Source organism: Actinomadura formosensis, from assembly GCF_050948385.1.
In the GTDB taxonomy this organism is placed as follows: domain Bacteria; phylum Actinomycetota; class Actinomycetes; order Streptosporangiales; family Streptosporangiaceae; genus Spirillospora; species Spirillospora formosensis.
In genome coordinates this window covers 7,189,168-7,211,111 of record NZ_CP192011.1, presented here as the reverse complement: position 1 = coordinate 7,211,111, position 21,944 = coordinate 7,189,168, and the positions used below count along the sequence as shown (strand labels likewise).

General features: G+C 69.6%; 18 protein-coding genes and 1 tRNA gene. 11 read left to right on the top strand and 8 right to left on the bottom strand.

Annotated features, from left to right (window positions below; all coding sequences use genetic code 11):
- Positions 1 to 115: 115 nt before the first annotated feature.
- The gene (locus ACQP1N_RS33890; protein WP_433228354.1) at positions 116 to 799 is read left to right on the top strand and encodes a FadR/GntR family transcriptional regulator; all 684 of its coding nucleotides are present in this window, start codon (positions 116 to 118) and stop codon (positions 797 to 799) included.
- Positions 792 to 2,048: a CynX/NimT family MFS transporter gene (locus ACQP1N_RS33885; RefSeq protein WP_433228351.1), complete on the top strand. Its 1,257-nt coding sequence runs from the start codon at positions 792 to 794 to the stop codon at positions 2,046 to 2,048. The genes ACQP1N_RS33890 and ACQP1N_RS33885 overlap by 8 nt, the downstream gene beginning before the upstream one ends.
- A 1-nt stretch (position 2,049) precedes the next feature.
- On the opposite strand, the gene ACQP1N_RS33880 is transcribed toward ACQP1N_RS33885, so the two are convergent.
- Positions 2,050 to 2,358, bottom strand: coding sequence for a type II toxin-antitoxin system VapB family antitoxin (locus ACQP1N_RS33880; protein WP_067793520.1), 309 nt, complete (start codon positions 2,356 to 2,358; stop codon positions 2,050 to 2,052).
- Between the two features lie 723 nt (positions 2,359 to 3,081).
- Between ACQP1N_RS33880 and ACQP1N_RS33875 the strand changes: the two genes are divergently transcribed.
- From ACQP1N_RS33875 to ACQP1N_RS33855, 5 genes are read left to right on the top strand one after another with little or no spacing between them, the layout of a single operon-like run.
- On the top strand, positions 3,082 to 5,082 hold the full coding sequence (locus ACQP1N_RS33875; protein WP_433228348.1) for a dynamin family protein: 2,001 nt from the start codon (positions 3,082 to 3,084) through the stop codon (positions 5,080 to 5,082).
- The gene (locus ACQP1N_RS33870; RefSeq protein ID WP_433228346.1) at positions 5,079 to 6,626 is read left to right on the top strand and encodes a dynamin family protein; all 1,548 of its coding nucleotides are present in this window, start codon (positions 5,079 to 5,081) and stop codon (positions 6,624 to 6,626) included. The genes ACQP1N_RS33875 and ACQP1N_RS33870 overlap by 4 nt, the downstream gene beginning before the upstream one ends.
- Entirely contained in the window at positions 6,623 to 8,857 is a 2,235-nt protein-coding gene (locus tag ACQP1N_RS33865; RefSeq protein ID WP_433228345.1) for an Hsp70 family protein, read from the top strand. The genes ACQP1N_RS33870 and ACQP1N_RS33865 overlap by 4 nt, the downstream gene beginning before the upstream one ends.
- Complete coding sequence (locus ACQP1N_RS33860) at positions 8,854 to 9,708, top strand: hypothetical protein (RefSeq protein WP_433228343.1); 855 nt, start codon at positions 8,854 to 8,856, stop codon at positions 9,706 to 9,708. The genes ACQP1N_RS33865 and ACQP1N_RS33860 overlap by 4 nt, the downstream gene beginning before the upstream one ends.
- The gene (locus ACQP1N_RS33855; RefSeq protein ID WP_433228341.1) at positions 9,705 to 11,873 is read left to right on the top strand and encodes an Hsp70 family protein; all 2,169 of its coding nucleotides are present in this window, start codon (positions 9,705 to 9,707) and stop codon (positions 11,871 to 11,873) included. The genes ACQP1N_RS33860 and ACQP1N_RS33855 overlap by 4 nt, the downstream gene beginning before the upstream one ends.
- A 109-nt stretch (positions 11,874 to 11,982) precedes the next feature.
- On the opposite strand, the gene ACQP1N_RS33850 is transcribed toward ACQP1N_RS33855, so the two are convergent.
- The gene (locus ACQP1N_RS33850) at positions 11,983 to 13,323 is read right to left on the bottom strand and encodes a macro domain-containing protein (RefSeq protein WP_433228339.1); all 1,341 of its coding nucleotides are present in this window, start codon (positions 13,321 to 13,323) and stop codon (positions 11,983 to 11,985) included.
- A 108-nt stretch (positions 13,324 to 13,431) separates the two neighbouring features.
- On the opposite strand from ACQP1N_RS33850, the gene ACQP1N_RS33845 reads away from it, so the two are divergent.
- The 4 genes from ACQP1N_RS33845 (at position 13,432) to ACQP1N_RS33830 (ending at position 15,590) form a co-directional block, all read left to right on the top strand.
- Positions 13,432 to 13,800: a hypothetical protein gene (locus ACQP1N_RS33845; RefSeq protein ID WP_433228338.1), complete on the top strand. Its 369-nt coding sequence runs from the start codon at positions 13,432 to 13,434 to the stop codon at positions 13,798 to 13,800.
- Positions 13,801 to 13,816: 16 nt separating this feature from the next.
- Positions 13,817 to 14,116 (top strand): hypothetical protein, encoded by a 300-nt coding sequence (locus ACQP1N_RS33840; RefSeq protein ID WP_433228335.1) that lies wholly within the window; start codon positions 13,817 to 13,819, stop codon positions 14,114 to 14,116.
- 12 nt (positions 14,117 to 14,128) lie between these two features.
- Complete coding sequence (locus tag ACQP1N_RS33835; RefSeq protein ID WP_433228333.1) at positions 14,129 to 14,512, top strand: hypothetical protein; 384 nt, start codon at positions 14,129 to 14,131, stop codon at positions 14,510 to 14,512.
- Between the two features lie 100 nt (positions 14,513 to 14,612).
- Positions 14,613 to 15,590 (top strand): ATP-binding protein, encoded by a 978-nt coding sequence (locus ACQP1N_RS33830; RefSeq protein WP_433228330.1) that lies wholly within the window; start codon positions 14,613 to 14,615, stop codon positions 15,588 to 15,590.
- Positions 15,591 to 15,642: 52 nt separating this feature from the next.
- Here ACQP1N_RS33830 and ACQP1N_RS33825 read toward each other — a convergent pair whose 3' ends face one another.
- The 6 genes from ACQP1N_RS33825 to ACQP1N_RS33800 form a co-directional block, all read right to left on the bottom strand.
- Positions 15,643 to 17,247: a CATRA conflict system CASPASE/TPR repeat-associated protein gene (locus ACQP1N_RS33825; protein WP_433228327.1), complete on the bottom strand. Its 1,605-nt coding sequence runs from the start codon at positions 17,245 to 17,247 to the stop codon at positions 15,643 to 15,645.
- Complete coding sequence (locus ACQP1N_RS33820; RefSeq protein ID WP_433228325.1) at positions 17,247 to 17,549, bottom strand: CATRA system-associated protein; 303 nt, start codon at positions 17,547 to 17,549, stop codon at positions 17,247 to 17,249. The genes ACQP1N_RS33825 and ACQP1N_RS33820 overlap by 1 nt, the downstream gene beginning before the upstream one ends.
- Positions 17,550 to 17,558: 9 nt before the next feature.
- A complete protein-coding gene (locus tag ACQP1N_RS33815; protein WP_433228323.1) occupies positions 17,559 to 20,882 on the bottom strand; it encodes a CHAT domain-containing protein in 3,324 nt (1,107 codons plus the stop codon).
- A 194-nt stretch (positions 20,883 to 21,076) separates the two neighbouring features.
- Positions 21,077 to 21,400: a PIN domain-containing protein gene (locus tag ACQP1N_RS33810; RefSeq protein WP_433228322.1), complete on the bottom strand. Its 324-nt coding sequence runs from the start codon at positions 21,398 to 21,400 to the stop codon at positions 21,077 to 21,079.
- Positions 21,401 to 21,462: 62 nt separating this feature from the next.
- Positions 21,463 to 21,550: transfer RNA gene (locus ACQP1N_RS33805), tRNA-Ser, on the bottom strand.
- Between the two features lie 10 nt (positions 21,551 to 21,560).
- Positions 21,561 to 21,905 carry a DUF952 domain-containing protein gene (locus tag ACQP1N_RS33800; RefSeq protein WP_433228320.1) on the bottom strand — a complete coding sequence of 115 codons (345 nt, stop codon included), beginning with the start codon at positions 21,903 to 21,905 and terminating at the stop codon, positions 21,561 to 21,563.
- Positions 21,906 to 21,944 lie beyond the last annotated feature (39 nt).

The following is a 21,944-nucleotide window of genomic DNA, read 5'->3' as shown; positions in this document are numbered from 1 at the left end:
CGACGTACCCCCGCGCCGGCGCGGTGTGGCGTTCCTCTCCTGCACAAAGGGACAAGAGGCATCCGGTCTTGGTTTACCCTTAAACGTAGGATGATTGGTTGACCGGAGGTTCAGGGTGGCTTTGCGCACGGCGCGGCGGTCGTCGCTGGTCGATCAGGTGATCGGCCAGCTCAGAGCGGAGATCGCCGGGGGAAGCTGGCCCGTCGGCGCCAAGATCCCGCCGGAGCCGGCGCTGTCGGAGACGCTCGGGGTCGGCCGCAACACCGTCCGGGAGGCCGTCCGCGCCCTCACCCACGCGGGGCTTCTCGAATCCCGGCAGGGCGACGGCACGTACGTGCGCGCGACGAGCGAGCTGTCCGGGGCCGTCCGGCGGGGCCTGGAGACGGCGGAACTCGTCGAGATCCTGGAGGTGCGGCGCGGGCTTGAGGTGGAGGCCGCCCGGCTCGCCGCGGCCCGCCGCACGGACACCGACATCGCCGCCATCGCGATCGCCCTCGCGCGCCGCGACGCCGCCTGGGCGGCCGGTGAGCACGCCACGTTCGTCGAGGCCGACCTCGCCTTCCACACCGCCGTCGTCGAGGCCACGCACAACCGCGTCCTGACCGACCTGTACCGCGGCTTCAGCGCCGCGCTCAGGGCCAGCATCGGCGCGGCGGGCGTCCTCCTCGAACACGCCGACGTCCCGCACGGCCCGATCGCCGCGGCCATCGAGGCGGGCGACGCCGACGCCGCGACCCGGGCGACGCACGCGTGCCTGGACGAGATCCTCGCCTCCGCCGACCGGGTGAGCCATGAGTGAGACGAGGAGTCCGGCGGCCGCTCCCGGTTCCCAGGTGACGGCCGTCTGGTGGCTGGCCGGGCTGGTGCTGCTGACGGTCAACCTGCGGGCGGCGATCACCGGGATCGCGCCGGTGCTCAGTGACCTGCGGGACGTGTTCGGGCTGTCGGACGCCGGGGCCGGTGTCCTCACCACGCTGCCGGTGCTCTGCCTGGGGGTGTTCGCCGGGCTCGCCCCCGTGGTGGCGCGGCGGTTCGGCACCGAGGCCGCCATCGCCGGGTCGCTTGTCCTGATCACGGCGGGGATCGTGCTGCGGGTGGCGCAGTCCCCGGTGTCGCTGTTCGTTGGAACGGTCCTGGCCGGGGCCGGGATCGCGATGGGCAACGTCCTGATGCCGGCCGTCATCAAGCGGGCGTTCCCGGCCCGCGTCGGCTCGCTCACCGGTCTCGCCATGATGCTCATGGCGGCCAGCGGCGCCGTCGCGGCCGGGCTCGCGGTGCCGCTCGCCGAGGCGGGCGGCTGGCGGCTCGCGCTCGCCGTCTGGGCCGTCCCGTCCCTGGCCGCCGTGCTCGTGTGGGGGCCGCTCGCCGTCCGCGGACGCCGCGCCCCGACGGCCCCGATGGCGGCTCCGCGCGAGGAGGGGTCCCTGCTGCGCTCGCCCACGGCCTGGTACGTCGCCGCCTTCATGGGGCTGGCGTCGCTGATGTTCTACGTCCTGATGTCGTGGCTGCCGGAGATCATGCGGGACGCCGGATTCACTCCCGCGGCGGCCGGGATGATGGTCTCGGTCATGCTGATCGTCGGCATTCCGCTGGGCTTCCTCGTCCCCGTGGCCGCCGCCCGGCTGCGCGACCAGCGGCCCGTGGTGGTCGCCGTCGCCGCCACGATGGTCGCGGGGCTCGCCGGCCTGCTGCTCGTCCCGTCCGCGGGCTGGATCTGGGTCGCCGTCCTCGGCCTCGGCACCGGCAGCGCGTTTCCGCTGGCCTACACGCTGCTGAGCCTCCGGTCACCGAGCCCGTCCGTGGCGGCGGCGCTGTCCGGGATGGCGCAGACGGGCGGGTATCTCCTCGCCGCCGCCGGCCCGTTCGCGGTCGGTGTGCTGCACGACGTCACGGGCGGCTGGGACGTCCCGATCGTGCTGCTGCTCGCCCTGGTCGTGCCCGAAGTGCTCTTCGGGCTGCTGGCCGCGCGTCCCGGCGTCGTCCGTCCCGCCCGCCCGCAGGCCCGGCCGAAGGCGCGTCCCGCCGCGGAGCCCGTCCGTATCCGCTGAATCAGCTCATGTCGACGGCGTCCAGGTCCAGGACGCGCGCGTGCAGGACGAGCCGCTGGTGCAGCGCGGCCCGCAGCGCCCGGTGCAGGCCGTCCTCCAGGTAGAGCTCGCCCTGCCACTGGACGACGTGCGGGAACAGGTCGCCGTAGAACGTGGAGTCCTTGGAGAGGAGGGACTGCAGGTCCATCTCCCGCTTGGTGCTCACGAGCTGGTCGAGGCGGACCTGGCGAGGCGGGATCTTGGCCCAGTCCCGGGACGTCATGCCGTGGTCGGGATAGGGCCTTCCATCACCCACCGCCTTGAAGATCACCCTGCGAGTCTACGGGGTCCGCACTACCTGGAGAAGGCAACGCAACAACATGCGTCACTCGACTTTCCGTCCATGGTAAACAAGTGACTTACCAGGTCAGCCGGTTCGTGACTAAGTACCAAACTTCGGTGCCGCTCCCGCCGGAAGCAGGCGCCGGGGCGGCGGCACGCCGCGGCCGGCGCGGGACATGCGAAAGGCCGGCACCCGTCCGGGTACCGGCCTCGCTGCGGCGGAGGATGCGAGATTCGAACTCGCGAGCGCTTGCACGCAACACGCTTCCAAGCGTGCGCCCTGGTGCTCGTGGGTGGTCAAAACCCCTGCTGACCTGGAAATTTGCCTTCTGGTGGGCGCTCCTGAACGCCCCCGGACACGTGCGAATGCAACCGGAACCGCAACCGCTGAGACTGGAACCGAGAACGCTGCCGGACGGCTGATCGAGAGCCTGAGAGTTGGTTGGTACATGTAAGCACGGTTCTGCGGGAGCCCGGAGTGAGACTCCCCGGGGCCGCTCCGTGGTCCAGGGCAGGGGAGACCGTCTGGAAAGCGTGGTGGCCTGGGCGGGAGGCGTGGATCAGGGCGCCGAGACGGCGCGCGTCGTTGCGTGACCACGCCGGGATCTGCTTGACGGGGAAGCCTTCTTGCCGCATGGCGGACCCCGGAGCATTTTCATGACGTATTGCGGTACCGTGATCGGTTTGTGCGGTCAGCGTTATCCGCCGTGACTTGAATCAGAAGGAGGTGCTGTTCGAGGGGGGAAGCTGGATGGACTCCATGAGTGCTTTCAAGGACGCTGTTCTCAATCTCTTCCCTCCTGTCGCTGCGCGGCTGCGGCCCGGTGATGAAGACCTCGGGCAGTGCCTGGACGATGCCGAACGTGAATTGCGGGGCGAGAGCGCGGTCCTGGTGGTGCTGGGCCGATACGACAGGGGTAAGTCGACGCTGCTGAACGCGCTGCTGGAGGATCCAGAGTTACTCCCGCGGGATTCCGGCGCGGCCACCCGGCTCGTCGTGACGATCCGGGCGGGAGTAACCGAGAAGATCGTGGTGCGGCTGGCCGATCCGCCGGAGGAACGTGAGATCACACGGGCGGAGCTGCGGCGCTATGCCAATGAGGCGGCCGATGACCCGCCCGCCGACCGGGCACGCGCGACCGAGGCGATCATCGAGCTCCCGCATCCGAAGCTGGCGGGCGGCCTGACGATCCTCGATACCCCCGGGATGGGCAGCCTTTTCAGCAAGCACGCGCTCGCCACGCTCGGGGTGCTGCCGACGGCCGACGCCGTCCTGTACGTCACCGACGCCTCCCAGCCGCTGCTCAGCTCTGAACTCGCGTTCATCCAGCAGATCGCCGAGGCGCTTGACCTGCCCGCCCACCCTGGGAGGTTGCTGTTCGCCATCACCAAGATCGATCTTGTCGCGGACCGGGAGGAGTCCGTCGCCGACCTGCGTGACCGGCTGTTGACGGTGCCCGGAGCCGAGCAGGCGCTGATCGTTCCGGTGTCGGCACAGCTGCGGCTCGACCATCTGGCCAGCGGGGATCCGCTCGATCTGGAGTTCAGCAACCTGCCCGCGCTGGAGGCGGAGCTGTGGCCGGCGGTGCGCCGGGTGCGGGCACGGCTGCGGCTCGGCACCGCGCTCAACGAGCTCGGCGCCGTCCTCGACACGTTACTCGAACCGGTGGAGCAAGCCCTGGCGGCACTCGCCGCGCAGGACGAGCAGACTCGGGCGGAGCTGGCGAAGAAGTCCGAGGAACTGCTGGAGGAACTCGCGTCGCGGACCGGCGCGGCCGAACAGGTCCCGTCCGAGGTCGCCGACCTGCTGGCGGCGCACACCGAAGGGATTCTCCGTGACGCCGACAACCGCCTGTCGGACCTGTGGCGGGAGCTGCGCGCCGCCTACCGCACGGACGAAGGGCTGCGCGACGATCCCCAGCGCCTGCTGGATCTACTCGCGGCTCGGCTGGCGGTGCTGACTGCGGATCTCGCCGCGGAGGCCGAGCAGGCTGTCACCGCCGTCCGTGAGGAGTTCGCCGCGCGGATCGGGCATCGCGTGCGGGCACCGCTGCGGAGGCTGCTTCCGGCAGCGCCGATGCCCGCGCCGTTCGCGCCCGCTGGAGTCCACTACAAGCCGTCACCCGTGGCGGGAATCGCCCAGGCGATCGAGGCGGCCGCCGACGGCGCGCGCGCGGGTGCGGAAGCGGGAGCGCGATTCGGTTCGGTGATCTGGGCCGGGGCCTCCGGGCTGAGCCTGCCGCAGGCCAAGGGCGCGGCGCTCGCACTCGAACTCGCCAAGGCGCTCAACGATAAGTCCGCCTCGCCGGGCGATCCGGGGTCGATCGTCGGCCGGACGGTCGGCACCGTGGTCGGGGCCACCCTGACGTTCGCGAACGAGCTGGTTGCGATCCACAAGTTGGTGAAGGCCGAGCGGATCGACGCGCTCGACGTGTTCTTCAGCACCTGGGAAACCGATCAACGAGCGTTCTTCCAGGCATCGCTGACGGAGCTGATGGACGGGCACGCCACAGTCCTCGGTGCCGACATTCGCGGTTATCTCGAACGACGCCGTGAAACCGCCGAGAAGGCAGTCGCGCAGGTCGCGCAGGCCCAGGCAGCCGCAGCGGAGGGAGCGGGTTCCGCTGATCTGGAGGAACGCCGGGAGGCGCTGCTGGCCCTCAGCCGTGAGGTGGACCGGCTGGCTAAGACCGTGGGGTTCGCGGCGGCGTGAGGGCCCTCACGGCTTCGGCGATTCGTGCCAAGGGCGAGCGCGCGATAGCGGAGGCGCTCCGAGACCTGCCCAAAGGCCGGGCCTGCGACGCGATCCGCGGCGTGCTGGAGGAGGAGGGCGCCGCCCTGGGCGGCGCGATGGGCGTAGCGGTGACGGGCATCGTCAGCTCGGGCAAGTCGACGCTGGTCAACGCGCTGATTGGGGGTGACTTACTCGCCACCGGCTATCACGCGATGACCTTCGTGTCCGCCGTGCTGCGGTACGCCGAGGCCCTGGAGATCCTGGAGTCCGGCAAACCGATCACGAGGGACGAACTGCTCGCGCGTTCGGGGCGCAAGGCCGACGGGAGCCACGCGGACACCTCCGGTTTCGAGGTGCGGGGACCATGGCCGTATCTGCGGTGGTTCGACCTGGTCGACACACCGGGCTTCGACTCGGCGTTCGACGAGGACACCGTGCAGGCGATGGCGGCGTTCGGGCTGACCGCGGAGAAGATCCGAGAACGTACGTTCTCCGATCTCGTCCGGGCCGATGCCGTTGTCACGGTCCTCAACCACGCCAACCTCTCCCAGGAGGAGGCGGCGATGCTCAGCCGGTTCCACACCGGAGAGGACGACCGGCCGCCGTTGTCGCCCGTCACCTGCCTGGGCGTGCTGACGAAGCTGGAGGACCAGTGGCGCCCGGCCGACCCGGAACTCGATCCACTCGCCGTCGGTGAGCGGCACGTGCGGCGGCTCATGGCGCAGCCGGAGGCGGCGCGCCTGTTCTATAAGGTCGTCCCGGTCTGCAGCATGGTTGGAGCGACCGCCGCGACCCTCACTGAGGAGGACTTCACCGACCTGGTCTCCCTCACGGACGCTCCGCCAGAGACCGTCCTTTCGGCACTGAAATCGCGCGCGCATTTCGCCCGCGCCGACCTTCCGGTGGCCGCGGACAGGCGGGCCGCGCTCCTCGCCCGGTTCACGCCCTACGGGGTGCATCTGGCTTGCGGCCTGCTCCGCAACGGCGCCACTACCCCGGCGGCGTTACGCGAAGAGCTCGACCGCCGCAGCGGCCTCCCCGGCCTCCGCTCTCTGCTCGTCCGTCATTTCGGCCGCCGCCGCGACCTGATCAAGGTCGCGCGGGTGGTTGCCCGAGCACACGCGCTCACGGCCGGCCTGCCCGGCGATCCGCGTGACCGGCGGGCCGCCCAAGTGGCCCTGCGCCACGTCACAGACCTTGCGAGGGACGACCAGGATCTCATCGAACTCGACCTTCTGGCCCGATGGTACGAGGGAAAGCTGACGCTTCCGGACGGCATCGCCGAGGAGTTCCGCCGCGCCGCCGGTGAGGAGGGCACGTCCGTCGCCGAACGCCTCGGCCTGGCTCCGGGAACACCCCTCGCCGATCTGGAGAAGGCCGCGTGCGCCCGGCTGGGCGTCTGGCGCGCCTCCCCGCTGCTGTCGCCGGACGCGGTACCCATCGTCCAGGTCCTGGAACGCCGGTACGAGCTGCTCTGCGACCGGGTCCGAACAGCCCGATCCCTTCTGGAGGACGGCCCATGATCGAGCCGGTCCTCGTCGTCGACCTTGGCACTACGACGACCTCGGCGATCCTTCTGACCGCCGACGACCACCGCGTCCTCAAGGACGTCACAGGCCTGGACTGGTGGCCCACTGCCGTCTGCCGGGCGGGGGGACGTTGGTCGGTGGGCGACGCCGCCGAGGCGCGGAAACTGGAGTACCCCTTCGGCTACCGCGCCAGGTTCAAAGACCATATGGGCTCGGGTGAGCCCCTGCTCATCGACGGAGAGCCCCACACCCCCGAGGCACTGGCCGCCGAGGTGCTGCGGGAATTGCGCCGGGCGGCACGGGAGTCGTTCGCCGCCGGTCCGCGCCGCCTGCTCATCACCGTCCCCGCCGCCGCCGACGAGCCGTGGCGGGAGGCGACCATCACGGCCGGCCACCTGGCGGGGTTCGACGAGGTGGAACTACTCACCGAGCCCGCCGCGGCCGCCCAGTCCGTCTTCGCCCGAGTCTGGCCGCGCGACTCCCACATCCTCGTCTACGACCTCGGCGGAGGCACCTTCGATGTGGCCCTCGTCCGGTTCGGGGACGCTGGGCCCGAGGTCGTCGGCTGGGCCGGACTTCCTCCCGGTTCCGGCGCGGACCAGGTGGATCTCGTGTTCGCCGCCGACCTGAAGATCGCCCTCGACAGGTGGCTCGCCGAGCATCCGGAACTCTTCGTCGATGAGGCGTTCCGCGCCGATATGCTCCGCGAGCACGCGCGCAAGCTGAAGCACGATCTCACCGGATCGGATGTCGCCACGACGAGGGTCCTCGCGATGCCCGTTCATCGGGTCAACAGGGCCATGCTCGCCGAAGCGGCCGAACCGCTCCTGGCCGAAACCGTCGCGTGCTGCCGCGACCTGCTCGCCCGGCACGCAATGGAGCCGTCCAAGCTGAAGGCGGTCGTCCTGGCTGGAGGCGGCAGCAAGATGCCGGTCGTCGCCCCTTACCTGACCGAGCACCTGGGCGTGCGGCCGGAGCCGGCTCCCGACGGGACTTCGGCCGTGGTCGAAGGCGCCGCCCGGTGGGCGCGCGGCGCCGCGGGCCGCAGGATCAGCGCCGCGCCGCCTCGCGGCCCGGTCGTCCCGCTCCGCTGGTCTGCCCCCGACGGCACCACCTCGGCCGTCCTCGCCCGCTGGCTGGTCGAGCCCGGCGACTGCTTCCGCGCGGGAGACGTCCTTGCCCGTATCCGCCTCGACACGGGTGCGCTGTACGACATGACCGCGCCCACCGCGGGCCGAGTGACCCATCGGCATCTGAACGAACGCCAGGAACTCTTCGACGGGGACTGGGCGCTCACCTCCCTCCGCCCGGCACGGCATGCCGATCTCGGTGCCCCGGCCGAACTGTGGCGGCTTGAGGGCTTGCCGGCGACAGCGTCCGCGCTCTCACCCACCGGCGCCCGCGTCGCCCTCGCGGTGCGGGCCGCGCCGTCCCGCACCCGGCTCCTGATCGTGGACGCCCGCGACGGCGCGGCGATCGAGGAGACCGAGGTCGTCGGCCGCGTCCATGCCCTGACCTGGTCGCCCGACGGCCTGAACGTGGCCTTCAGCCTGTCCTCGAACGACCAGGAGGTGCGGCTTCTCGCCCTGGGCGGCGAGACGCGGACTCAGGCGAGGACGACCGGCGCCGTACAAGACCTGGCCTTCACTCTGGACGGCTCCCGGCTCCTCGCTGTCTGCGGCAAGGGAACCCTGTACGACATCGACCTGGCATCGGGCCAGACGACGGAGACGGCGCTGATGCGGCACGCAGCATCGGTCGCGGTGCATCCGTCCGGCGCGTTCTGCGCAGTCACGGGGGAGAGCCGCAGCACCCCGGGGGCCGGCTCGCTCACCATGGTCTCGCTGAGCGGAGTCCCCGTCCCCGACCTGTCCCACGTCAAGAGCCAGGTCCGAGGTGCTCGTTTCGGTCGTGACGGTGCCGGCCTCGCCTACGCCTCCCGGGGCCGCGTCACCTTCGTGGACACCGCCACCTGGAACTCGCGTTGCTGGGACAGCGGGCTCGATGATGTTGTGCATGCCTACCAGGGCGAACTGCTCGCTTGGACGGCCGCCCCGGATTCCGTGCGCATCGCCGGAGACGATGCACCCGCTGGTGCTTCTGGCCTCACCCTTCCCGCCCGCAAGGTCGTGTCCCTGGAGCTTGCTCCGGACGGTCGACGCCTCCTGATCATCCACCAAGCCTCGGCCGCTCTCTGGCGGATCGCCCCGGAAGGACTTCCATGACCGAGCCCCCGACCGAGACCGATCCGATCGCGACCGCGCAACACCTGCGGAAGAGTTATGACAAGGCGGAGCCGAAGACGACGGTTCCGGACCCCTTGGCCACGCCCACCATCGTGACGAGTGCCGCCATTAACGCGCTGCGTGCGGCGGTCCATTCTCAGTTCCCGCCCGGGGAGGAGAACAGCGAAAGAGCCGACGCGATCGTTGACGCACTCGCTGACATGGCCTCCGAGTTCGCCATGATTCTCGACAGGCTGCAACCGATCGCCGAAGCCGGCGCGAAGGTCTGGGTGACTCGCGACGCCTACGAACAATCGAAAAGATTAAAAGTTCGCACCGGGCGTTCTGCGGCGGAGGTGAATTACAAGAAGGCAATCGAGGGGCTTCGCGATGCGAATCCAAGTCGCCACGTCCAGTCGATCGCTCGTGAATTGTGGTCGGCGGTTGGCGCGTCCATCAGCGCGCTGGCGGAAGGACTCCAGTCGCCCGCGGTCGAAGTGCGCTATGAACGGACATCCTGGCACGAGGACCCCGCTCTCGTAGGCGTCCTGCACGAGGTGGTGAAGGCCGTTCATGCCGCGAATAACGATTCCGGTCCTTCCGCGCAGCTGATCGGGTCCGTACGCAAACAGCTCCTGTCCCTGGGAGTGGTCGTCGTTGACGAGCTGCGTACGGACACCGCGCTGTGCTTCGACGTCCTTGACGCGGTGGAGCTTCCCGCGGGTGAGACGAGGGTGGAGGAACCCGCCCTCGCTAGGAACGGGCCGGAAGGCCGGCTCGTTCCCTTGCACAACCGAAAAGGCGTCGTCTACCGGGGCCCGATCCAAATGAGCGACAAGGAATCATCATGACCGGAGCACCGTCGAACGACGGAATCATCATCGGTTTCGACCTGGGGCACGGCGAAACCTCGCTTGCGCGGCTGTCATCCCGGGATCCAGAAGAGTCACCATCGCTGGGGGAGCCCGAGGTCCTTGACCTCGCCCAGTGCGGCGACCACTTCACCAGCGCCGTCGCCGTCTACACCAGCGACTCGAAGACCGGTGAAACGCCGGAGATCCTGATCGGGAACAACGTCTACGTCAGCGGTTGGATACCGAGGGAAGAGTACATCGGTTTCAAGAGCCCGGACCTCACCGACCCTGCCATGCGGCGAGGCACCGAACTCTTCGTCGGTGAGGTTGTCCGGAGGCTCACCGCCCCCGGAACGCAAGTGAAGACCATCCCCGACGGGTCCGTGGTGCGCTGGATCTTCGGTGTTCCCTCGGGGTGGACACCCGAAGTACGCGAGGAATACCGCGAACTCTTGGCCGGAATATGCCAGGGCGATGTTCAGGTGATCCCGGAATCCCGTGCCGCGATGCTCTACGCACAGCACTCGCGGGATGTACCCTCTGGTCCGCGGTCCGGGAAGGCGCTCGTCATCGACCTCGGCTCGTCGACCGCCGACTACACCCTTGTCTCGGGCCTTGCCGCCGACTCCTTCGCCTGGGACGGTGGTACGCCTCTGGGCGCCTCGCTTCTCGACAAAGCGATAATGCAGCATGCGCTCGCCACCTACGAGGCCGGGCCGCACGCGGAGCCGGACCTCCTGGTGAAGATCCTGCAAAGCGGTACCACCAGGAACCGTCTAGAACTGCACTGCCGTAGGGCCAAAGAGGATTTCTTCAGATCCCTTCCTGCTGCCTCCCAAATGCATCTGTTCGCGCCGATATATCGGCCCATTCGCCTGAAACACCCAGGCTCCGGAGAAGAGATAAATATCAACATCGAGCTCACGCCCGAGTTCATGACCGAGATCTACCAACGCCCGCTTCCCGAGTTGAAAGGAAGATCATGGGACGAGGCGTTCCGGGGCGATCTCGCATCGATTTGCGCCGCGCTGGGCGAGGAGGTGCCCGCGACGATCGTCATGACCGGCGGGGCCTCCCGGATGTTTTACGCGCAGCAGGCGGTGACCGACACCTTCCCCGAGTCCCAGGTGATCCTCGGTGCTGAGCCGCAGTTCGCGATCGCCAAGGGCCTGGCGATCGTCGGTGGCAGGCAGGAACAGGTGACCCGGTTCCGGGCCGAGGTCGAGCGGTATGTAGATGGCGACGAGATCCCGCAGCTCCTGGACGACCGGATGAAGGCGCTCGCCCGAGATCTGGGGAAGATCATGAGCCGGGGCCTGGTGGAGGATCACATGATCCCGGCTACTTTGAAGTGGCGGAACGGAGATCTCGACACCGTCGCGGAGATTGAGGGAGAAGTTCAGCGGACGTACCAGGCATTTCTGGCATCGCCGAAGGCGGACCGGATGATCCGGTCCGCCGTCGAGCGGTGGACGGCCGAGATCACCGGGGCCATCGACCGGAAGACCCGGCCAATCTGCGAGGCGGCCGGTGTGCCTGCGGACACGCTGTCGATCTCCCACAGTCCTGAGTACAAGAGGCATGCCGAGGTCGAGGGGTCCGTCGGCCAGAAGATGGCGTTGGACCTCTACAACCAGATCGGCAACTGGATGGTGGGAGCGTTCAGCGCCATCGCCGCGCTCGTCACGTTGGCAGCCTCCACGATCGCCTTCGAGGCGGCGTCCTTGGCCTTGGCCACCGCGGCGGCCAGTGGAACCGTTGCCACGATCTGGAATCCCTGGCTCGTCACAGGGCTGGTCGCCTTGGCGGCCGGTGGGCTCGTCTGGGGCGCGTTCGCCGGCAAGGAGAGGCTGTTGGGGGAGATCCGTACGAGGAAGCTTCCTCCACGAGTCCGCCGCATGGTGAAGGAGGACACTCTGCGCGACAAGGTCCGCGCTGAGGCCAGGAAAGAGTCCCTTGAAGAGGGCGTTGCCGAGAAGATCGCCGCCAAGTTCCTGGAGTTGAATGAGAACAAGCTCAAAGTGGCTTTCCTCGACGGGGTCCGCAAGCATCTGCACGCCGTGGCCGACCGCACCGAGCTTCTGATCCGGCCCTCCGGCCGCACCATCATCCTCGACGCTGCCCCGAACGGCCTGAGAGAGGACGACCCCGACGGGAACTGACCTCCTCCATGCGCTGCAGGCCGGGGCGGCGGAGATGGGAGATTCGGACTCCGAGGGGTTGACCCGACACGCTTTCCGCAGGTCCGACCTGGATGGCCGGCCATACGCGTCATGCTGAGTAGTGGGCAATGATGGCCGCGAGTGCGTCGTCGACGGCAGGCAGGTCCAGGGCGGGCACGTTGGCCGGGTGCACCATGATTCGCAGCTCGTCGGTAATGCGGCCGGAGGGCTGGGCGGACATGAAGGTCTCGGCGATGAGCGTGATGAGCGCCATGTGGTCGACGTCCCTGATGCGGGCCAGCCCTGAGCCGACGACGGCGATGGAGACCGGGCGGTGCTGGGCCTTCTCGCGGACCTCCGCCCAGAGGCGGTTCAGAGCCTCGCGGAGGAGCGGAAGGGTCGACGTCGCGTGGACGCCGTGCTCGTTGACCCCGCTGTAGGCCACGGCGAAGAGGCGGCGGCCGGAGTGCGGGATGACGGCGACGGTGCCGATCGGGTATCGGCGGAGCTTGCCGTGGCGTTTCGTCGCGCGGGTCTCGGATGTGTACGGCCTGCCATCGAGGGCCCTGCGGAGATCGCGGTCCAGCGCCCGGTGGTCGCCGGCGTAGAGGCGGTGGAGGAACTGCCCTTGGACGCTGCGGCGGGCGACCAGGAAGTCGTCCTTGGTGTTGGTCTCAAAGGTGTCGCTGAAGCCGATGACGAGGTGGGTGTCGTCCTGGTCGAAAAGGTCGCCGACGTGGAGGGTGAGCCGACCCCCCGACCAGCCGGTCGGATGGGAGATGGCGGGGGTCTGGCGGATCTGGGTGGCGAGGCCGTCGACACGCTCGCGTAACACGGTGTCGCCGGGATGGTCGGAGAGCAGGGCACAGCCGAGCTTCAGCGCCTGCCCCGGATGTCCGAGCGCTGCGTACAGCTCGAGGAGCCGCCGCCGAGCGTCGTCCCACGCCGCTGTGAGCGCGGCGATGCGCGGCTGTGCCCACGCGAGATGCTCGACGTCGATGAGCGGCCGGCCCCGCCACAGGTCCAGAGCCTGCCGGAGCATGAGCGCCGTACGCAGCGGCGAGTTCTCCATGCCTTCCGCGACGAGCCTCTCGAAGCGGACCAGATCGATGGCGTCGGGTGGGAGTTCCAGGCGGTATCCGGAGTTGCGGCCCGGGTCGCGGACCAGGAGGACCGAAGCGTCGCCCGGACGACCCGGGTCGAGGGCGGCCCGCAGCGTCGAGACGCACTGGTAGACGGGCACCCGGCTCTCACGCGGCACCTTGCGCGGCCGAGTTCCGGCGGTGGCCGGGCCGATCATCGCCTCCCTGGTCAGGTCCTCAAGCCGGACGCTGCTGCCGAGGTCCAGAGCGAGCCGGATGAGAACGGCCATGACCCGTGGTTCCAGCTTGATCTGAGTTCCGTCACGGAACAGCGCCGCCCGGCCCATCAGCGTCAATGCGATCGCCATGCATCCATTGAAGGAACCCGTGACGCGGTCATCAAGTGAGGTTCTGCATCAAATCTGAATCATTTCGGCGCTCTGATCCTCAGCCTCTCCCCTGCTGTTCTGGCTTACATGACCGATTCATCTGAGAAACCGCGCCCGGGCCGGGGCCTGCTGCTCTGGAACTGGCTGTGCGCCCGGCTGGTCTCCCTCCGCCAGGCGATCCTCGAACGCCTGATGACCAGGGACGTCCTCACATTCGAGGAGGTCGCGACCTATCTCAAGGAGAACGCGGCACAGGCGCGGGCAACGCGGGCCGCTCTGCTGCGACGCTCCCGTCCTGGCGGCTGGACGTTCCGCATTGCCTTTCTGGACGACACCAACGAGCCCGTGGTGGATCCCGCGACGGGGCGCCCCCTGGGCCGGGTCCTCCTCGCCCACGACTGCGATGACGAACTGCGCCGGCTGTTCGCCGGCAAGGAAATGATCCTCTTCGATTGATCGGAAGGAACGGACGATGCTGGAGATCATCCTGCTCGGGCTCGCGGCGATCGCGTTCGACGCGATCGTGGCGTTCGTCATGCTGGTGATGGCCGAGATCCTCGACTGGTTCCTGAAGCTGGAACAGGAACTTGACGAGAAGACGCTGCCCTTCACCGTCCGCGGGCAGCTGGAGAGCGGTCAGTACACCGTTTACCAGGGCCTGTTCGACACGACCAAGGATGAGGTACGTAAGGCCCGCAAGATCAGCGCCAGGAGCCTGGACGCTCGCCTGCGCGAGCTGCACAGCCGCGGCGACCTCGCAATCTACGAGTAGGAGGGGATTCCCGTGGAAGTCCTCTTCGGAGTGATCGTCCTCGCCGTGATCATCTGCTTGCTGGCGTCGGGCAGCCGGCCGAAGCGCCGGACCCCCTCCGCCGGGCAGTTGATCGTGGGAGGGATCGTCGGGGGAGCCGTCATCGCGGCGGCACTCGCGGTGATCGCCTGGCGGGACGTCCTGGCCTGGTTCCAGCCTCGGATGGCCGAGGGTGATCTCGGCGAGTTGATCAAGGGAAAGATCAAGGCCGGTGAGTTCGTGAAGGCGTCGCTCAGGGGGGAGATCCGCGACGCCCGCAACGGCACGCTCAAGCACTCGAAGACATGGGAAGGCAGGCTCAACGACGACCTGGAGCGGAGGTTCGGTGAAAGCGACAAGATCACCATCGCCGGGTAGGTACAGACTGCGGGTCGATGGCGTCCCCGGCGGGCCGGCGGCGGAGCGGTTTCGGATCAGCCTGGGTGACGCCGCCCGGAAACTGTTCGACGAGACAGGTATGCACGCCCTCCAGCTGGTGGTGCGCCGCGATGACCCCGCCGGAGCCGCCGAGCGGCCCGCGGCGGCCCCGGCGGACGGCGGGGAGCTCGATCTCGAGGGCCGGATGTCGTTCTTCACCCCCGTCGAGCCGTTGTACGACATGTCGCAGCTGGTCCTCCCCGCCGCGACGGTCGAGGAACTGCACATCGCCGTCGACACCATCCGGCTGCGGGGCCTCGTCTTCGACACATGGGGGCTGCGTGCCGTCGAACCGCACCCGCGTGCGGCCATCAGCCTGCACGGCGGGCCGGGCACCGGCAAGACGATGACGGCGCACGCGCTCGCCCGTCTGCTCGGGCGTCAGATTCTGCCCGCGCGCACGTCCCAGCTGGAGAGCAAGTACCACGGGGAGGGCGGCAAGTACCTGGCCGCCCTGTTCGAGGCAGCCCGCCGTGCCGGCGCGGTGCTGTTCATCGATGAGGCGGAGTCGCTGCTGTCACGCCGTTTCGAGAGCGTCAGCCAGGGGTCCGAGCATGCGGTGAACACGCTCCGCGCGGAGCTGATCCAGCACCTGGACGTCTTCGAGGGCATCGCCGTCTTCGCCACCAACCTCGTGACCAGCTATGACCCGGCGATCAGCAGCCGCCTGCACCATGTGCGGATTCCCGAACCGGACCACGCCGCACGGCGAGCGATCTGGGCGGCCCATCTCCCACCCGGGCTGCCGCTCGCTCCGGACGTCTCCACCGACGGACTGGCCGAGACCGGAGGCGTCGTCGGCCGGGAGGTCAAACGCGCCGTCGTCAACGCCGCCGTGACCGTGGCCAGAGAGGGCCGCAAGCACATCACCCACGCCGACCTCGCCCGGTCCCTGGCGGACATCATCGCCGCGCGGCCCGGCGCCGCGCCGGACGCCGGTGAGGTCTCCGAGACCGAGCGGGACTCCCTCAACGGGATGATCCGGGGACGTCTCGCGAGCGATCCGCAGGACGGGTGACCCGGGGTGGGCGCCGTCCTGTCCGCGGGGGCGACGGTACGGCGCCCGCCCATCAGGAGTCCGGAGGTTCCCGGGTGTAGGCGGTGATCGCGGAGAAGCGCTTCGGGTTCCGCCAGTCCATCCCCGTGTCGTCCACCGCGCACCCGGCGGCCTTCAACGCCTCCACGATCTTGCCCAGCGCGGTCGCCGAGCCGTCGAACCGCAGATAGGTGCGGCCGTTGAGGTCTGCGATCGGCTTGTGTCTCCCCACATGGACGATCACCGTGCGGTCGGGGTAGGAGCCGAGGGCGATGCCCAGTTCGATCAGGACGTTCGGGCGGGGTTGGCAGGTCGGCCGCACCTCGAAGGGGTCCTCGCCCGCCTTGCGGAGCTCGGGGTGCAGGCTCACCACGTCGTCGGGCGAGAGCAGGACGACTGCCGCCTGCGTGTGGTCGGGCGCCCGCACCACGACCTCCCCGAGGAATGGGGACGTGCCGCCGCTGAGCCGTACCAGCTGGTTCCACTCCAGCGGGCGCAGATCGAGGGCGCGCAGGAAGTCGAAGAACGCGTCACGCAGGCGCCGGTCCCTGCCGTGCACGACGAACACGTTGCGCCGCCGCCCGGCCGGAAAGCCCTGATGCGCCCGCGCGTCGCCCGGCTCGGCCGGAGGACGGCGGGCGGTCCCCGTGAGCTCCTCGATGACGCGCTCGGTCCGTTCCCGTCCGGACTCGGCGGCCGCGAGGTCGGTGTCGAGGTGCCGCAGGAACCACTCGGCGCGTTTCAGATCGGCCTGGACCGGACCTGCCGAGCGTTCGCGCGGCAGGGCGGCGCCGATGTTGCCGGCAGATCGGCGTACCGCCGTCCGCATCACGGTGAGGTCGTCAACGGTGGCGATGAGATCCGCCTGGCCGCGCCGCAGACGTTCCAGCCGGGCGCCGTCCGGGAAGCCGCCGGCGAGATCCTCGGTCATGCGCTCGACACGGACGCGCGGGCGGCGGGACGACTCCCACAGCCGGAGTTGCCAGCGGATCTTCGCGGCGTTCAGCAGGTACCGGACGAAGGGCGGGGGCTGGGGGCCGCCGTCCGACCACAGCCAGGCGCTGACCTCCCGGTCACGATGGGCTCCGGCGGCGACGAAGAAGTCGCGGTGAGCGCCGGCGCCGCGCTCCGCGGTCGGCTCCCACAGGTGGAACCCGTCCGCGGTGCGCGTACCCCGGCCCGGCCATCCGGTGCCGGGGACGCCGCACAGCGCCGCGAGGCCGCGGGCGGTCTCCGCGGACGGGGCGGCGCCGAGCCCGGTGAGCCGCGCCAGGTGGATCCGGACGGAGCCGAGAAGACCGTCGGTGTTTCCCGCGGATGCCTCCCGCCACAGGCGCGTCGCCACCTCCCATGCCCGCGGTTCTGTTCCGGTGAACGCGAGCGACAGGTTGGGGAATCCGCCGATGACCCGCAGGACGCACTGGCGCGAGCCCGTCGTGTCCTGCCGGGCGGCGAGCACCGCATCGGCCGCGGGGCCGGGGTCGCCGGGTGGCGGATCGGCGGGGAGCCCGGCACCTGTGATCGGGTCGGTCATGCCGAGACGGTGTGCGCATGCGTCCCACAGGCCGAGGATCCGGAGCAGATCCTGTTCGTCCTCGGGAAGGGCGAACAGGTGGAGGATGAGGTCCCAGCCTTCCATCAGCGGTCGCCGGAACTGTCCTCGGTGAGGCCCAGCCGCCTGGCGAGATCGGTCATCTCCTCCTCGTAGGCGGGTGGCGGATCTTCGGGCGGCTCCGCCGATCCGATGGGCGTCACCCGCAGGCCGACGATGATCTTCAGGTCCTCGACGGCCTCGAACAGCGCGGTGGTGTCGTTCCCATCGAGAGCCTCGGCCGCGGCGCGGAGCGCGGGGCCCACCTGGACGGCGCGGTCGGCCGGGAGTTCGGCGGAGGACAGTTCACGCAGCACCGCCCGCAGGTCCTCACGGAGATCGTGCGACACAGCCGAATTCTACGGGCCTACATGAACATATGCCGCCCAAACAAAGGGTCTCTGTGTCCGGGTGAGGCCGTCCGGGAGGTCGTCTCCGTCTCGCATCGCCCGGACCGCCGCGTGCAGCGCCTCCGCCGAGCGTGCCGGGTCTGGGCCGGTGTCCGTGCCCACCCGCGCGTAGAAGCCCGCGGTGACGGTGACGGTGTCGGGGCCGACCGGCCACAGCGTGCCGATGACGTGCGGGAACCCCGCGAGATGCAGTGCTCCGGTGAGATGCACCGCCTCGTCCGCGGTGCCGAAGGGCGGCGAGGCCGTCTCACATGCCGACAGGTACGCCAGACGTGCCCGGTTGAGGTCGAGTGCCGCGAGATCCGCCACTCGCAGCTGGCCCGACGGATCGTCCCGCAGGACGAGATGGCTGAAAGACGGGTGCGCCGCGGCGCTCATCGCGTGGCAGGCGAAATGCGCGATGGAGCAGTCATGCAGAACCGCCATGACGGTCTCCTTGGCGGGGGGATCCGTGCCGTCCGCGTTGAGGACGAGCGCGCCCGGCAGATGACGGCGGAGCAGGGCGGTCTCGGCGTCGACCGAGCCGAGCCGGGTGTACCCGGGCGTCGAGGGCATCGCCACGACGACGGCTGTGTCCGGATCCGGCGGCGCGGTGCCGGCCGGCTCGCGCCCGCGAGCCCGCAGAAGCGCCCGAAGCGTCGGGCTGTAGGAGGGGATCACCCGATCGAGCATGTTCCGGCGCCGGTCGGCGTGATGGCCCGCCGCATGCAGGGGGAGACGCGCGAACGGGCCGCCCGGGACGAGCCAGAGGCGCGACGCTTCCGGCACCTCGAGTTCCGTGAGGACTGGCTCCATGATCTCGTCCCACAGCCAGGCGAGCAGTTCGGTGAGCCGACGCTGCCCGTCCCGGCGTTCCGCTGCTCCAGGGCCGTCGGTGATCTTGAGGATGGCCTGTTCAAGCAGGTCGGCGCGGTGTTCCAGGCCGTCGCGGGTGAGCCGGCTCAACGGGAGGCAGGTAACGCCCGCTGCGGTGACGAGCAGGGCATCGGTGCGGTGGCGGCTCGCCGTCAGCACCACGACCGGGCCGTGCCTGCCGGCGGTGAGAAGCGTGTGCGGGTCGGGTGGCCGGGCGAAGCCGTTGAAACCGGGCAGCGCCCTGATCTCGCCGATGACCAGTTCGAGTTCCCGTGCGGCCTGGTGCCGCGCATGGACATCGCGGGCGTTGCCGTCGACGTCCCAGCCTGACGCGGTCGATTCGAGGTAGGCGCGCAGGCTCGTCAGCCGGTCTGCCAGCCCCGGGTGGCCCGCTCGCAGCGGGGAGAGGTCCTCGCGCAGGTCGAGCGCCTGGTTCAGGAGCACGTCACGGCCCACCTCCAGCACGGCCAGCGCCTCCTGCGGCGGCCGTCCCGCGGCCAGCGCCAGCGCGGCGGCGTCGGCGGCCAGGCTGTCGTGGTGGGCCACGGCGGCGAACTGGTCGGCCTGCCGCAGTTGCCGGGGAGCCCGCTGCGCGAGCATCGCGACGGCGTCGCGCAGGAGGCCGGCCGCGCGTCCCGGATCGTCTGCGGCCAGAAGCGCGCCGAGCCTCGCCGTCGCCTCGATGCGCAGTACCAGAACGGCCGGCTCAGAGCCGACGATCTCCTCCAACGTTTTCACGGCCGCTGCCCTGTCCGCCGCGGACCCTTCGGCCAGGTGACGGTCCCCCAGGACCTCGCCGAGGACATGGCGGACGTAAGCGCCGTGGCGGCCGTCCGGGTGGGTCAGGGTGACGGCCTCGCGGCAGTACCTCACTCCCTCGTCCCGTTCTGTGCGCGTTCCGGCCAGATCGAAGATCGCTTGACCGAGACGCGCGAGTCGCAGCGGGCGATCCGGCGAGTCGTCACGCAGCCTGGCCGTGGCCTCACGCAGGGCGTGAAGCACCGATACGAGATCGTCCTGTCGGCCTGTCACCAGCTTGAGCGCCTGCAAAACCGCCATCAGCGCGTCCAGGCGGGCTGCTGTCAGCGGATGCCCGGGGTCAGAGCGCTCGACGCTGCCACGAAGCAACCGGACGGCGGCCTCACCGTCGTCCATGTTCAGATAACGCAAGAACCTGTGGTAATGGCAGAGCCCGGCGATGTGCAGGTGCTGGGCGTAGCCGGGCGCGCTGGGCGGGCTCTCTTCCAGCGCGGTCTCCGCCCAGGTGAGGGCCGTAGCGAGATCGCCCTCGTCGGAGAGGCGTTCGTACCGCGCGTAGGCGGCCGCGGCGAAGTTGTGGGAGATCAGCCGGGAAAAGCCCGTAAAGGCGGGGATCTTGTCGGCCGCTTCCCAGAAGAGGCTGATCGCCGTGTTGAGACAGTCCAGGTCGCCGGTGAAGTCGTAGCGGCGGTGAAGACTGTGCGCGAGTTCGGCGGTCGCCAGCCAGCGCTGGTCGTCAGGGATATCGGGCACCGCACGGCACGCGGCGAGCAGGTCGATCGTCTCGGATATCGCGTCGTGGTCTCCGGTGGCCTCTGCGAGCCGGCCGAGCGCGCCGGCGAGCGCCATCCGGGCGTCGGTGAGGTCGAAGACACTCGGGGTGTCCGCGGCGACCGCCTCCCTGAGCACGGCCACCGCCTCCCGGAGGTCGGACAGGTCTCCAGTGTGGCCGTATCGGGTCATGAGGGCGCCGCCGAGCGGCAGCCTCGCGAGCTCGACGTCGGCGCACCCGCGGAGCAGGGTTATGCCCTCTGCCAGATCGCCGGGATCACCGAACCGCATGTACCTCTGGTGCAGGACTGCGTTCAGCCCGATCAGAGTCTCCACCCCGGGGTCTGCTCCGGCCGCCGCCCGTGCGCTCGCGAGCGCGGTCTCGAGATGGGCGGGATCGGGGTCGCGGCCGGCGAGCCGGCTCGCGACCGCGCAGAGCGCGAAGCACCGCTTCCCGTACTCGGGGTGGGACGCGGGCGTGGCTTCGACGATCTTGCTCCAGAGCGTGGTGAGCCTCGTCAGTAGCACCACGTCCTCGCTGCCGATGAGCTCGACGGTATGCTCCGTGGCCTCGGGCAGCAGGCTTTCGGCGATCATCGCCGCGAGACCGGTCGGCAGCACCTCGGGCTTCTCGAAGAACAGCGGTTTCCCGGCCCGGAGCGCGTACCGGAGCGCCGTGCCCCGGCCGATCACCAGTCCTTCGGCCCGCAGCCAGTGGAACCAGGTGAGCGCCACCCGCGCGGGCGCGTCATCCGGCCGCTCCCGCAGCGACCTTTCGAGCTTGGCGGCCTGCCGGTTCACCTTCCACGAGAGCAGCTCACGGATCGTTCCCTCCGCCCGAGCACGGTGCACGGCCTCCGCCACCGCCCACAACGCTTCCTCGCGCATATGACCGGCTTACCATTGGAAATCACTGGATGGGGGATCAACGCTTCTGCTGTCCCGGTCGCCGCCGGATCCCGCAAGGTCTACCTGCGCGGGCACGACGGGGACTTCGAGCCGCCGGCTCTTGAGAGGCAAGGGTTCCTCGCGCACGCCAACCGCTCCTGTTCGGCCGGGCTCCGGTCGCCGGCGCCACACCATCACGGACCGATGCACTCGAAGTCCCGGTCGCGGTGGAGGAGGGGCAGCCCCTGAAGTTCCGCTGTGGCGGCGAGGACGAGGTCGACCGGGCCTGCGCTTCGATGTTCCCCTCTGGTGGTGAGGGCTTCTTGAACTTTCCAGGCGCGGTCGTAGGCGCGGTCGTCGATGGGGGTCCAGCGGAACAGCAGGTGCATGTCCTCGATGCCCTGCTCGCGGTCGGCGATGGATCGGGCACTGCAGAAGAGCTCGAGTTCGGTGATGGGGCGGACGGCATGCGCCGCTGCTGCACACCGAGCCGGCGGGAGATGCGACCAGAACTGCAACCGGCACGCGAAACAGCCGGTACCGAGATCGGTACCGGCTGCGAATCTCTGCAGGTCAGAGGTGGCGGAGGATAGGAGATTCGAACTCCTGAGGGGTTGCCCCCAACACGCTTTCCAAGCGTGCGCCCTAGGCCACTAGGCGAATCCTCCACGGGAAATCCTACAGCTTCCGGGGCAGTGACCTGACCCCAATTACCGCGGAGAGCGGGATGGGACCGTAGACGTGCGGGAAGACGTCATCGCCGACGGGTTCGCGGCGGACGGGAGCGTCCAGCCGGGACGTGTCGATGATCAGCAGCACCAGGTCCGCGCGGTCGATGCCGCTGTAGAAGTGGTCCAGGACGCCGTCCACCTGGGTCATGTCGGACGAGCAGTGGATGAAGCCCTCCTCGTCCAGCGTCCGGCCCAGGGTGGACATGGTGTACGGCACACCCGCCGTATGGGCGGATTCCCAGTGGGCTCGTTCGGCGATGTGCAGGAGCGTGTCCTGGGACGAGGCAGACATGAGGCGGAGACTACGCGGAAGCGTGGCAATCCTGGGCCG

Coding starts and splice junctions, on each gene's coding strand:
- ACQP1N_RS33865 (WP_433228345.1), top strand. CDS start 6,623: ATGATCGAGCCGGTCCTCGTCGTCGACCTTGGCACTACGACGACCTCG.
- ACQP1N_RS33815 (WP_433228323.1), bottom strand. CDS start 20,882: ATGCGCGAGGAAGCGTTGTGGGCGGTGGCGGAGGCCGTGCACCGTGCT.
- ACQP1N_RS33885 (WP_433228351.1), top strand. CDS start 792: ATGAGTGAGACGAGGAGTCCGGCGGCCGCTCCCGGTTCCCAGGTGACG.
- ACQP1N_RS33830 (WP_433228330.1), top strand. CDS start 14,613: ATGCACGCCCTCCAGCTGGTGGTGCGCCGCGATGACCCCGCCGGAGCC.
- ACQP1N_RS33840 (WP_433228335.1), top strand. CDS start 13,817: ATGCTGGAGATCATCCTGCTCGGGCTCGCGGCGATCGCGTTCGACGCG.
- ACQP1N_RS33800 (WP_433228320.1), bottom strand. CDS start 21,905: ATGTCTGCCTCGTCCCAGGACACGCTCCTGCACATCGCCGAACGAGCC.
- ACQP1N_RS33860 (WP_433228343.1), top strand. CDS start 8,854: ATGACCGAGCCCCCGACCGAGACCGATCCGATCGCGACCGCGCAACAC.
- ACQP1N_RS33855 (WP_433228341.1), top strand. CDS start 9,705: ATGACCGGAGCACCGTCGAACGACGGAATCATCATCGGTTTCGACCTG.
- ACQP1N_RS33825 (WP_433228327.1), bottom strand. CDS start 17,247: ATGGAAGGCTGGGACCTCATCCTCCACCTGTTCGCCCTTCCCGAGGAC.
- ACQP1N_RS33845 (WP_433228338.1), top strand. CDS start 13,432: ATGACCGATTCATCTGAGAAACCGCGCCCGGGCCGGGGCCTGCTGCTC.
- ACQP1N_RS33850 (WP_433228339.1), bottom strand. CDS start 13,323: ATGGCGATCGCATTGACGCTGATGGGCCGGGCGGCGCTGTTCCGTGAC.